The following is an 11733-nucleotide window of genomic DNA, read 5'->3' as shown; positions in this document are numbered from 1 at the left end:
CAAATAAAAGTATTTGTTGAACGTTAGGATTCGGTTTATCCGCAGCGGTAAACGGATCCATTAGGGTAAATGATTATTTGATGGTAAGAAATTCTGAATATAAAACAGTAGTTTTTATCGACGATGACAGGGAGATGGTAAATGTTTATAATTCAATACTTGAACGAAAGAATCTCGCTGATTATTTAGTTCATTGTAAAGATGGACAGGAGGGAATTACGTATTTGAGCAAGCTTAAGAAAAAGGAACTGCCCGATTACATTTTGCTGGATTTATACATGCCTAAAATGAATGGTTTTGAGTTCCTTAAGGCTTTTGAGAAACTAAAGAATCTCAAAGATTCGGTTGAAGTTTTTGTATGCACGTCTTCGCGAAGCAAAGAAGACCGGGATAAGGTGATGAAATATCATTTTGTGAATGCCTATTTAGAGAAACCGCTGTCCAGCGAGTTCCTCGAACTTCTAATTAAGGATGACATCAATTTGCAGAATTAGTCCACAAATTGAGGATAGAATTCCACAACTAAGAAATGAACAAAAAAGAGAGTCTGAGCAATCAGGCTCTTTTTTTTTATTTCCCAAGATGCTGATAACAGGGAGTTTCAGCCGAAGTAGTCATCGGTTTTCAAATTTTGGCATCATATTCCGACTTAAGGGAAACAACAGGATGTTTTAACCCTTAAATATTGCGAACTATGAAAACAAGAAACACACTAAAATTAGCTTTTGCTTCATTGGCCTTTGCGGCTTTATTTGCTGCCTGCAGCCAGACGTCTCCTAAAACACCGATGGATAAAGCAAAGGATGAACTGTCGGAGTTGGAAAACAAGATTGACAGTGTTACGGAAGATGACCCCAAACTGATGGCGGAGCTCGAACAGCGTTTGGATCGTCTGGATGAATCGATTGATGAAATCGGGAATGATTTGGAAGAGGCCGGTGAAAATGTTGGCGAAGAAACCAAGGAAGCTTGGGAAAATATGAAAGATGAAAGTCGCGAACTTCGTGAGAAGCTGGACGACTGGTCAGACAAAGCCGGTGACAAATTAGAAGATATGGGCCACGATATCAAAGAAGGAGCCCAGGATGTAAAAGAATCCTTGAAAGATAGTTTGTAGTCGGTTTTCGACTCAAGCATTCGATAGCAGGGGAGAATTTTACAGCGTTTTTCTCCCCTGTACTTTTAATCTCAAACAAACAATCCCCAATAGCCATGAAAACAATAACAGAAGCCTTAAAAGATCATCACGACGAGATGCGTGATCTAATGAAAAAAATTGATAAAGACCCTGAGAATTTTATTCTCCTGAAAAAAAATTTGGATGTTCATCACGAACTCGAGGAGGATTTGCTCCTGAGTGAACTCAATACGATGGACGATGTGAAAAAAGAGTCGTTGGAGTCGCAGGAAGAGCACTATGTGTTGAACGTTCTTTTGCTGGATCTGGCTGATTTCCCCAAGGACAATTATCGATGGAAAGTGAAAATGGGGGTTTTGGAAGAAATTCTCAATCATCATTTGGATGAGGAGGAAGAAGATCTTTTCCCTGAAGCAGAAGAGAAGTTGAGTAAAACGAAATTAGAGAAGTTGGGAAAAAAATTTTTAGATCTGAAAAAAAAGCGTTTAGAGATGGCTTTGGAAACGAAAGATCTTTAGCGAATATAAATTGCTCAATCATATAAACAGGCAATTACCCAGATTTTAAATTGCCTGCACATTTTTAGCTTAGTCCCGCCGGTGCGGTGTTGTGTTAATTGTTAAATAAGGGAAACAGGGATTATTTAACTGAACATGGATTTCGAATCCGAAGTAACCAACACTAGCCGGCGGTTTTGCATTTTTTTGGTATATGTTTAACAGCGCGTTTATGGCATCGGATTTGTAATGTCAAGGCGTAACAATTGACAGATCAGAGACAATGAAAGCTTTATTAATTATCGACATGCAGCGGATTGCGTTCAATCCGATGACATCAAGACACGACGCGGAAGGGGTGATTGAACGTATCAATCAGCTTTCCGAGCGGTTTCGGGAGGAATGGATGCCCGTTATTTTTATTCAACACGACGGCACCGCCGAAGGCTATTGCATGCCGGGTAGCCGGGAGTGGGAAATAATCCCCGAATTGACGCGACAACCTGACGATATTGTTATTTCCAAAATAGCAAACGACGCTTTTTATAATTCTTCACTTCAAAGTATACTGACCAAATGTGGGGTTGACGAATTGGTGGTGACCGGTTGTGCAACCGACTTTTGTGTTGACGCGACGGTGAAGGGCGGTTTGAGCCGCGACTATAAAATCACGGTGATCAAAGATGGTCACACCACGGCTAATCGTCCGCAAATTACCGCGCGACTGGTAATTGATTATTTCAATTATTTATGGTCGGAAATGGCTCCGACCAACGAAAAAATCAAACTACAAAGCTGCAGCGAGTTTCTTACTGAACGGCCGGTGCTTGCCTAGGAAAATATATTTTTCGCAGGAACGAACTAATATCTCCGGTTCGATGTTTTTGATCCATCAAAATTTATGAGACGGAAATAAAAACATGGAGCCGGAGAATTTTTTTCATCAATTCGAAGCGATTATTGATGGAATTGTAGATCACAACTATGCTGTTGTGGAAGGGCTTTTTGAACAGGAGGTATTAACTGGTTTAAAGCAGGAGTTACTTCGGTTACTAAAAGAGGAAGAGTTTAAACGTGCCGGAGTCGGCAATCAATTCAATTTGACAGAGGAGCGAGCCATTCGATCGGATAAAATCCACTGGATTGAAAATGGCACAGAGCAACCGTCCGAAAGCGCATTTGTCGATCGGATCGGGCAGTTCAGCAATTACCTGAACAGGACTTGCTATACGGGGATTCACGATTGGGAATTTCACTATGCCTGTTTCGAAAAAGGAAACTTCTATAAACGGCACCTCGACCGGTTTAAGAATGACGAGAGCCGGAAGTTTTCGGTGGTTACTTACCTGAACGAAGACTGGAAAGAGGAAGACGGAGGCACGCTGGTGCTCTATTTGCCTTCGGGAGATGTGAAGGTTACGCCCCGCTGGGGAACGACCGTTATTTTTAAGAGTGAACTGATTGAGCACGAAGTGTTACCCGCAAACCGAAATCGTTATAGCGTTACGGGTTGGTTGAAGTAGTAGCTTCAAGCTTGAATTAAAATGATCGGGCTGATCTTGAGAGAGCGGCTGTTGAAAACCTTACTGATACTCGGTAAGTGATTTTCGTGGTAGATAGCCGGACTCAGATAGATTAGCCCGATTGTAACATTAAATAGTCGCTCTAGTATATTGAATTAATCGTTGCTGCTTTCAGAGATAGCTGGTTTGAAGGTGGTTTAGGTGTTGGCGAAGAGCAAGAAATGAACTTCAAATCAGTTTGTATTTCTGGAATTTTTGCAAAGCTGGAAGAATGATGCAGATCGTTTTCAGCAGTGATTAGCTGGTTTGTCAATTTCTCGAAAATAGTAACCTAACACCACACTCATTATGAAGCCGTCAATTCAATTTGGTTTGCTCTTGCTCGGGCTGGTTATATGTAGCTGCGCAAGTTTCCGCTCGCCGGTGAGCGGGCTTTACAACCAGCAACCGGAAATAAACAAAGAAGCGGAGAAGGTTTCTGTCTTGTTTGTCTTTCGACATTACAAGCAATCGGTCGGCTACGACGTGGTTCCCAAATTAAGCACACCTTACCTCAATGGATTCGGTCAGATTTTCAACGGCGCGCTGGACGAATTCAGCAACATTGAGAAATTCGAGACATGGAGTCTTACGGCAAATAGTATAAATGATTCGCGTGAAAATGCGGAATTGAATGACTTGAAAAGCCAATACGACTATGTTATTGATATGAAATTCAGCAAAGAGAATTCGTTTGTCAGTTTTTCGATCGGAACGTTGATCGAGATTGGTGGTTTAACGCTGATTCCTTATCGATTCCGGGATAAGTACAAGGCGGAGTTCAGTGTGAGTGACAATGCCGGAAACTTGTTAGCGACCTACAATCGGGAAGCACACCTGGACACCTGGGTGCAAGCGTTTCTGTTAGTTGTTTATCCGTTCCACAACGATCAGGAGAATGGCGAAGAATTGTATCTCGAGTGCATGCACGATATCTTTAGACAGATCGAATCCGAGGGGGTGTTGGCAAAAAAAGCCCGCTAGTAGTTTTGCAGGGCAAAGAAGTGAATAGCCGTTGAGGCTAATCTGTGGTCAACTTCTGCACCAGCTTCAGGCCGTCTTCCCATTCGCCATAACCAGAAACGGCATTGATGTGTCCGGCGTTCGGGAGTAAAACAAAATCGCTGCCCCACTGCTTGGCCATGTATTCAGCCCGTTCCTTTTTAATCCACGGATCATTATCAGAGGACACCAAAATCGTTTTAAAGGGTAAAGTCGTCAATGGAGTTGGAAGGTATGACTGAAAGTTGTGTTCCTGGTTTTCGAGATCGGGTGGAGCAACCAGTAGTGCAGCTTTTATCTTCCGCTGAAAACGCGCAACCCAATGGGCAAGTGTAATACAGCCCAGGCTGTGCGCCAGAAGAACAATTTCCTCGTCCTCGCATTGGGCGATTTTTTGCTCCAGTGTATTGACCCATTCCATGCAATTGGGGTTGTCCCAGTCAGCTTGTTCAACCCGTTCGCAATGCGGAAGGTTCTTTTCAAAAAAAGTTTGCCAATGTTCTGCTCCTGATCCGCCGTAGCCGGGAAGTGTAAAATATTTCATGTTCTGTTTATCGTTTTAATGTCTGCACATTTCAGCCCCGGCAAAATACACAAAACTTGTCGTTTTACTCAGTTGGCGGGCCGAAGCGGCGATTTCTTTTCGTAATCGTAAAATTTACATGCAAGGTTTCTACCAAAAACAAACCCCTGCAAGGGGTGCTTGCAAGGGTTGTACCTTTTCTCTGTTATCTGTTGCTTATTCTACCGCCAATTTCACGGTCAGGTAGAAGTCGTCGTAAATCACTTTGTCTCCCAGGTTGTCGAAGAATGATTTAGAACCATAGCGAATGTCGTATTTTGAACGGTCAACAGTGATTTCAGCTGTGTAAACTTTACCGTCTTTTGTTACATCGAAAGTTACCGGGTGAGTGGTTCCTTTGATGGTCAAATCGCCGGTTACAGTTGCTTTGTCGCCTGAGAACGGAGCTTTCTTCGTGATGACCAATTTCGCTTCCGGGTATTTTTCAACTGCGAAGAAATCGTCTGATTTCAAGTGGCCAACCAATTTACCATTCCATTCGGCGTCTGTCAGGTCGGTGTTTTTAATGCTGGTCATGTCAACCACAAATTCGCCACCGGCAATCGCGCTACCGTCTAGTTTTAACTCGCCGCTTTTCACGTCGATGGTTCCGCTGTGTTCGCCTGTTACTTTTTTACCCAACCAGGTAATTTCACTTTTCGATGCGTCAACCTTTAATGTTTGCGCTTGTACTCCGTAACCCAGAGTCAGCGCGACTACTGCTAATAATACTTTAACTGTTTTCATGATGTTTTGATTTTAAGGATTGTTATTTCTATTTCTAATTAATTCAAATTCATCGGTACTTCCATCAGGAGCAATTGTGTGCCTTCTTCAACTTTAAAATCGACTGATGAAGCATCCCAGATTCCCAAACCGTCGCGATCGGCCAATTCTGTTCCGGCTACCTCGGCTTTGCCTTTCAGTACAAAAACATACAGGCCGCTGGTTCCGCTGTGGAATTGGTAACTCGTTTCGGTGTTGGCGGTAAAGTTACCTAGGCTAAACCAAGCTTGCTGATGTACCCAAACTCCCTGGTCTTCCGGGCTCGGAGAAAGAATTTGGAAAAACTCGTTTTCTTTTTCCAGGTCACGGATCGAGATTTGGTCGTAGCGCGGCGTTACATTTTTACGGTCAGGGAAAACCCAGATTTGTAAAAATTTAGCGGTAACGTCTTTGTTCTTGTTGTATTCGGAGTGGAAAATACCAGTTCCGGCACTCATCACCTGTACTTCGCCCGTTTCAATCACAGCTTTGTTACCCATGCTGTCTTTATGCTCGATGGCTCCCGAAAGCGGGATGGAGATAATTTCCATGTTGTCGTGCGGGTGAGTTCCGAATCCGGTTCCCCCGGCAATGGTGTCATCATTGAGCACTCGCAGCGCGCCAAAATGAACCCGTTCGGGGTTGTAATAATTGGCAAAGCTGAAAGTGTGGTGAGAATCCAACCAACCGTGATTGGCATGTCCTCTGGTGCTGGCTTTGTGCAAAATTGTTTTCATCGCTTTGTCCTTTCTTTTCAATTGCCTTGCGGCGTTGTTTTAATTTGATAGTACAAAGATAGAGGACCTGGATGTCTTCTAATTTATAAAAATCAGGACAGGGATTGCAAAAAACCGATGTGAAGAAGATTTACGAATCAATTATTGACTATTTACCATTGAAATACGCAGTTCTTTGGCCTTTGGACCGGATTAATGGTCAATTGTAAATCGTCCAATTGTAAATGAAATTAGGCTTGTCTGGCTGCGTTGCGAAAATCTAATGGGGAGCTATTGGTGTATCGTTTAAAGAAGTTGCTGAAGTGCGATGGTTCTTCAAAGCCGAGCTGAAAAGCCAGTTCTTTGTTGGTGGTTTCAGTGAAAAGCAGCACACGTTTGGCTTCAACCAAGATGCGATCCAGAATGAATTCTTTTGCCGATTTCCCGGTGATTGATTTTACTGATTTATTCAGGTAGTCGCTCGTTACTGCCAGCATGTCGGCGTAGTCGCTCACTTTGTGTAGCTCGTTGTAGTGTTTTTCAATCAACTCTTTAAAATGACGCACCAGTTGATTTCCCGCTTCAATGGTTTGCGGGTTTTTCTCTTTTTGCAGCGAGCAATGGCTGTTGCTTTGTACCAGCATCAGTTTTAATAAGGCTCCAAGTGCATCGTCCTTCATGCTGGAATCGAGCTGACTGTACTGCTGAATCTGGCGAATGATGTCTTTATAATGTTGAAAGTTATCCTCCGAAACCGGCAACGGTGGCGTTTCGCCATGTTTGTTGAACAGGTACACATCATTGATCATTCGGTCGGGAATGCTATGCTGAACCAGGAAGAGTTGTGAAAAGTTGATGACCCAACCTTCCGGACGGCCTTCGGCAATAAGTTGGTGCACTTGTCCCGGATAGATGAAAAACAGGCAGTGATCGAATAAATCATACGACTTGAAATCAACAGCGTGGACTCCTTTGGCCTTTTCAATCAAAAGGATGGTGAAGTAATCGTGACGGTGAGGGCGGTCGGCCTGCCCGCCAAACGAATCGTACAAGGCGCCCATGTCTTTCAAAATGAAATCAGTGGGCTGGCCCGCTTTGTCCACCAGGCCGTATGTCTTTATTTCGGTATGCATCGTTCGCTAAAATAGTGAATAGCTCGAATTAATCAACAAGAAAAAGACGGTGTTTGTTGAGCTTTCAGTTTCGCGGTTTAATATCTCTCAAGTACTCATTGGCTCGAGTTCTTAGTACAAAGGTGCTTATTCTGAATTAACAATATTTAGAACTCTTAGGTCATTTTTATTTCAATTTTTTGTCAAAATCAAGGGATGATTATTTACATTACAACATAATTTTGAAGTTCATCAACGCTGAAAGATTAACCTTACGAATGAAACCCATATCCGTCGTCATTTTAGTTTTGCTCGGTTTTGGCTTTACCGGCTGTGATGTGCAATGTGGAGGTCTTTCTCCTCTGTTTATTGGTTATTTCCCGTATGAAAGCGGTGATTCGCTATTTTTCACTAATTCGAATGATACTACTCTGTTTATTGTGGAATCTGTTTATATTGGTGGACCAGAGAAGATGGGCCCGGCCTGCGACTGTGATTGTACCGATACTGATATCGGCTATTTTAGCACATCAGATGATCACTATTTTAAAGAGTATTTTGATTTCTGGATCGGTAGTTCTAGTCCAGACTTCTCGTTGGATACAAATGACAGCTACGTTAGAATTGATTCACCTGAGGTCACTGTGGTTTTTCAGGACAGCTTGAGTGAGAATACTTATAGCAACGTTGTTGAAATGCCGGTAACTATAGGGAAAATATCAAAAGTGCTGATTTCGGATGGTGAAGGCATCATTAGAATCGTTGAGCGGGAAACCGGCGATGTTTGGTATCTTGTTGAGAATTAGCAAATAAGGCTGACATTGGAAGGTGGCAGCCTTATTTGTTATATGAAAAACCGTATTATTTGATATAGTTCGTCAGAATATCTTTTTTCTTTAACTCATTGATTACCATTTGAGCTACTTCGTGAGCTCCTTCGTTGTTCAGGTGAGTATCGTCCTGCACGCCATCCGGGTAGTTGGGATTTTCACCCGGCTCGAGCCAGTTGTACAATTTTTTCGAATCGTCCGGCCCAAGTTCAGTCACGCGGAATTCAGTCAGACGTTGCAGGTCGATGAATGGAACATCCATGTCGTCGGCAACCAAACGCGTAACCAGCGGATAATCGGTATGGGTGTCGATGAGGCATCCATATTCATTGAAGTTGCGGCGAACAATTGATGACAGCAAAATTGGTATCGCACCTTTTTCGCGTGCTTCGGTAACATAGCGTTCCAGGTTTGCACGGTAAGTGGTAAACGGGTTGGTGTAACGATCCGGACTCTTGAATTTTTGGTCGTTGTGACCGAACTGGATGAACAGGTAATCGCCGGGTTGCAATTGCTCGTAAACTTTATCCCATCGGCCTTCACCAATAAAACTTTTCGAGCTTCGGCCATTTACCGCGTGGTTGTCAACTTCTACCTTATCATTGAAAAACTCGCTGAAAACCATTCCCCAACCGGTTTCCGGTCTTCTGTTTTCTTCTTTATTGGCCATTGTGGAATCACCAATCATGTAGATTTTCACATGCTGCTCTTCTTTTTCTTTGCTCTGCTCACTGCTTTGGCATGCTCCGAAAAGTAGCGTAATTGCAGCAAGTAAAATCACTCTTGCTTTCATTCTTTATTGATTTTTTATTTTCTATCAAGATTGAAGATAAACGTGTAAAGGCAAAAGTGATAAGTAAAAAGTAAAAAGAAGGAATGTATCCTGCGTTACTTTTGCCTTTGCACTTTTGCCTTTTGCTTTGGTTTTTATTCCACCCGGAACCAATCAATGTCGGCATAGCCAGCGTCGTTGGTCACCGAGGTGCTGGTTGCAAAAAGTCCTATTTTTGCTCCGATCCACCGGCCGGCGCGTGGCTTAAACTCATCGCCAAAGTCTTTGAATTTCTTTCCGTCGTAACTGTAGCTGAATTGTGCTGTTGCATCGTGTTCCGGCGAGTTGGGAACATGTTTCACGGTGACGCGCAAATAGATTTCGTTGTGCTCCGCATCAATGGAAGCATGCTGCTTTTCAAGTCCGCCGGTACGCGCATCTTTACATGAGCGTTGCACGAGTTTTAGTTTCCCTGCAACCTGGTGCAGTCCGATGTATGCATAATCTTCTCCCATTACCAGCAAGCCGGTACGGTCGTCTTCTTCGTGATTATTGAAGGTTAGTTTGGTTGTTGCCGTGAAATCCGGAGCGGGGAATTTCTGCAGGAACAGGTTGGGCAGTTGCCACAAGCTCTTGTAATCTTCCGGTTGCGCAATGCAGTTCAGGCGCAGGTAACCGAGGTTTGCCGACATGTAACCAAAATAGACGGTTGGGTTGGCATGCCACTGCCATTGAAGTCCCCATTCGTGACCATTAAATTCATCGGTTGTAACCAGGGGAGTTGCCGGGTAAGTTTTGCCAACATCCGGTTTGGTCCATTCAGTTACGGGTTCGCCAATACCATCCTTGTTGGTGTCAACTCCGGGGATTGGCCATCCGTCAACCCAGGTAACCGGTTGCAGGTGCACAACGCGTCCGTATGCCCAGCGATCCTGGAAGTGATAGAACCAGCTGTCGCCGTTCTCCTGCACCACCAACGCGCCCTGGTGCGGTCCGTTGACATCGGTGTCGCCCTGGTGAAGCACAACTTTCATTTCGTATGGTCCCCAAATGTTTTTGGACCGTGTAGCAATTTGCCAGCCTGGTTTTACACCGCCGGCCGGGAACATGATGTAATAATAATCGCCGTGTTGGTATAATTTGGTTCCTTCGCAGGTGGTGTGTCCGTCGTGTCCATCGAATATCAGCACACTATTGCCGATGGCTTTGGTTCCGTCGGGCGTCATTTCAGTCATCAGGATCACGGTTTTGACGCCGGCACGGCTTCCTGCAAATGCATATGACAAGTAAGCTTTGCCATCCTCGGTCCAGATCGGGCACGAGTCAATCAAGCCTTTTCCTTCTTTTACCAATACTGGTTCGCTCCACGGGCCTGCGGGATCTTTGGCCTTCACCATGTAAATTCCAAAGTCGGGATCTCCCCAGTAGATGTATAATTCACCTTCGTGATAGCGGATGGATGGAGCCCAAACACCGTTTCCGTGTTGAGGCGTATTGAAGTGATCGACCGGAGGCAATTGCTCCAGCGCATAACCAATCAGTTCCCAGTTAACCATATCTTTTGAGTGCAAAACGGGTAAGCCGGGCACACAGTTAAAACTCGACGCGGTCATATAATAGTCGTCGCCAACGCGGCAAACATCCGGGTCAGAGTAGTCGGCGAATAGGATTGGATTTTTATATTTTCCATTGCCGAGGTCCGCATTCCATGGTTGAGCTTGCAGTTGCGTTGCCACAACGAAGAACAGCGCGAAGAGTAAGTTTAAATTTTTGAATTTCATTGTTAATCGTTTTATTGGAAGACGTGATTTAAGAAGTTCAAAATAAATGAATGTGTATCTTCAAACCACGGGTGAAAAAGCCAAAAAGTATGTGGCGAATTGTCAATCGTATGTTGTTCATGGTAAATTCCATATTGATCGAGTACCTTGAAAAGCTCGTCGCGGCCGGCATGGAAGCGAGGCTGCGCGCTGTTGACATACAAGGTCGGGGGCGTGTCTTTTCCGGCATATTGAATAGGTGAGGCTTCAACCCATTTCTCCGGGCACTCTTTGTAAGTACAGCCAAAAAACAGGGCGCCCGCCGATGGTTTATCCGGATTGGTGTCTTTCGCGCTTTCGTTGGGATCGGTAAAATCGACAACGCCGTCCACATTGATCAGCGCTTGTACTTCGGCTGTATGATGCGGGTAGACCGATTCCGGATCGTCGAATTTGTCGATAGTTCCGGTTGTCGCCATCAGGCTCGCCATGGTTGCCCCGGACGAGGCACCCAACACGGCAATGCGGGTCGTGTCTATTCCGTAAACATCGCAGTTGTGCTTTAGATAGCGAATGGCTTCTTTCAAATCCTGAGGAGCCGCGGGATAGAGCGCTTCCATCGAAAGGCGCTGCTCAACACTGGCAGTCACGTATCCTTCCATAGCCAGCTTTTGAGCCAGAGGCACCAGGTGCGATTTGTCACCCGAACGCCAGCCTCCACCATGAATCATCATCACCAAAGGGCGCTTTTTCCCGGGATCACAGTTGGGGATGAAGACATCCATGCGCAGAATTCGGTTGTCGCGAACCCGATAAACCTGGTTGGGCAGCGTCAAAAACTGATCACTTTTGAATTCTGCAACCGGAATAACTTCGGGGTAGTCTTTTTTTATTTTTTGCCAGTCGGACCAAACGGCGTAGGATGTATCTCTTGGAAATTCGTTTTGACTAAATCCGGCTAATGGAAATAGAAGAACGGTCAATAAGATTACTAGTTGATTTTTCATTCACTCTTGT

The 11733-nt window shown here is 44.4% G+C and carries 14 protein-coding genes; 7 read left to right on the top strand and 7 right to left on the bottom strand.

The features are described from left to right. Window positions 1–80: 80 nt before the first annotated feature. The 6 genes from BC643_RS07165 to BC643_RS07140 all read left to right on the top strand — a co-directional run bounded on the left by BC643_RS07165 (window position 81) and on the right by BC643_RS07140 (window position 4181). Window positions 81–494, top strand: a complete 414-nt coding sequence (locus BC643_RS07165) for a response regulator (RefSeq protein ID WP_120272441.1) — start codon at window positions 81–83, stop codon at window positions 492–494. 200 nt (window positions 495–694) lie between these two features. Beyond that, window positions 695–1117 (top strand): YtxH domain-containing protein, encoded by a 423-nt coding sequence (locus BC643_RS07160; RefSeq protein ID WP_120272440.1) that lies wholly within the window; start codon window positions 695–697, stop codon window positions 1115–1117. 95 nt (window positions 1118–1212) lie between these two features. After that, window positions 1213–1656, top strand: a complete 444-nt coding sequence (locus BC643_RS07155; RefSeq protein WP_120272439.1) for a hemerythrin domain-containing protein — start codon at window positions 1213–1215, stop codon at window positions 1654–1656. Window positions 1657–1918: 262 nt separating this feature from the next. After that, window positions 1919–2470, top strand: coding sequence for a cysteine hydrolase family protein (locus BC643_RS07150; protein WP_120272438.1), 552 nt, complete (start codon window positions 1919–1921; stop codon window positions 2468–2470). Window positions 2471–2555: 85 nt separating this feature from the next. Then, the gene (locus BC643_RS07145) at window positions 2556–3158 is read left to right on the top strand and encodes a 2OG-Fe(II) oxygenase (protein WP_120272437.1); all 603 of its coding nucleotides are present in this window, start codon (window positions 2556–2558) and stop codon (window positions 3156–3158) included. Window positions 3159–3506: 348 nt separating this feature from the next. Next, entirely contained in the window at window positions 3507–4181 is a 675-nt protein-coding gene (locus BC643_RS07140) for an Ig-like domain repeat protein (protein WP_120272436.1), read from the top strand. A 37-nt stretch (window positions 4182–4218) separates the two neighbouring features. Here BC643_RS07140 and BC643_RS07135 read toward each other — a convergent pair whose 3' ends face one another. From BC643_RS07135 to BC643_RS07120, 4 genes are all read right to left on the bottom strand, one after another. After that, window positions 4219–4743 (bottom strand): RBBP9/YdeN family alpha/beta hydrolase, encoded by a 525-nt coding sequence (locus BC643_RS07135; RefSeq protein WP_120272435.1) that lies wholly within the window; start codon window positions 4741–4743, stop codon window positions 4219–4221. A 195-nt stretch (window positions 4744–4938) separates the two neighbouring features. Next, a complete protein-coding gene (locus BC643_RS07130; RefSeq protein WP_120272434.1) occupies window positions 4939–5508 on the bottom strand; it encodes a YceI family protein in 570 nt (189 codons plus the stop codon). 38 nt (window positions 5509–5546) lie between these two features. After that, on the bottom strand, window positions 5547–6263 hold the full coding sequence (locus BC643_RS23705; protein ID WP_120274188.1) for a pirin family protein: 717 nt from the start codon (window positions 6261–6263) through the stop codon (window positions 5547–5549). A gap of 230 nt (window positions 6264–6493) precedes the next feature. Beyond that, window positions 6494–7375, bottom strand: coding sequence for a helix-turn-helix domain-containing protein (locus BC643_RS07120; protein WP_120272433.1), 882 nt, complete (start codon window positions 7373–7375; stop codon window positions 6494–6496). Window positions 7376–7632: 257 nt separating this feature from the next. Between BC643_RS07120 and BC643_RS07115 the strand changes: the two genes are divergently transcribed. Continuing rightward, window positions 7633–8160, top strand: a complete 528-nt coding sequence (locus tag BC643_RS07115; protein WP_120272432.1) for a hypothetical protein — start codon at window positions 7633–7635, stop codon at window positions 8158–8160. 55 nt (window positions 8161–8215) lie between these two features. On the opposite strand, the gene BC643_RS07110 is transcribed toward BC643_RS07115, so the two are convergent. The 3 genes from BC643_RS07110 to BC643_RS07100 all read right to left on the bottom strand — a co-directional run bounded on the left by BC643_RS07110 (window position 8216) and on the right by BC643_RS07100 (window position 11723). Then, a complete protein-coding gene (locus BC643_RS07110; protein ID WP_120272431.1) occupies window positions 8216–8977 on the bottom strand; it encodes a rhamnogalacturonan acetylesterase in 762 nt (253 codons plus the stop codon). A 134-nt stretch (window positions 8978–9111) separates the two neighbouring features. Next, a complete protein-coding gene (locus BC643_RS07105) occupies window positions 9112–10737 on the bottom strand; it encodes a glycoside hydrolase family 43 protein (RefSeq protein WP_120272430.1) in 1626 nt (541 codons plus the stop codon). 11 nt (window positions 10738–10748) lie between these two features. After that, complete coding sequence (locus BC643_RS07100; RefSeq protein ID WP_120272429.1) at window positions 10749–11723, bottom strand: alpha/beta hydrolase; 975 nt, start codon at window positions 11721–11723, stop codon at window positions 10749–10751. Between the last annotated feature and the right edge of the window lie 10 nt (window positions 11724–11733).

It is taken from the genome of Mangrovibacterium diazotrophicum (genome assembly GCF_003610535.1).
Taxonomy (GTDB): Bacteria; Bacteroidota; Bacteroidia; order Bacteroidales; family Prolixibacteraceae; genus Mangrovibacterium; species Mangrovibacterium diazotrophicum.
Note: the sequence above shows the minus strand (reverse complement) of the source record. Positions and strands in the feature narration are given on the sequence as shown.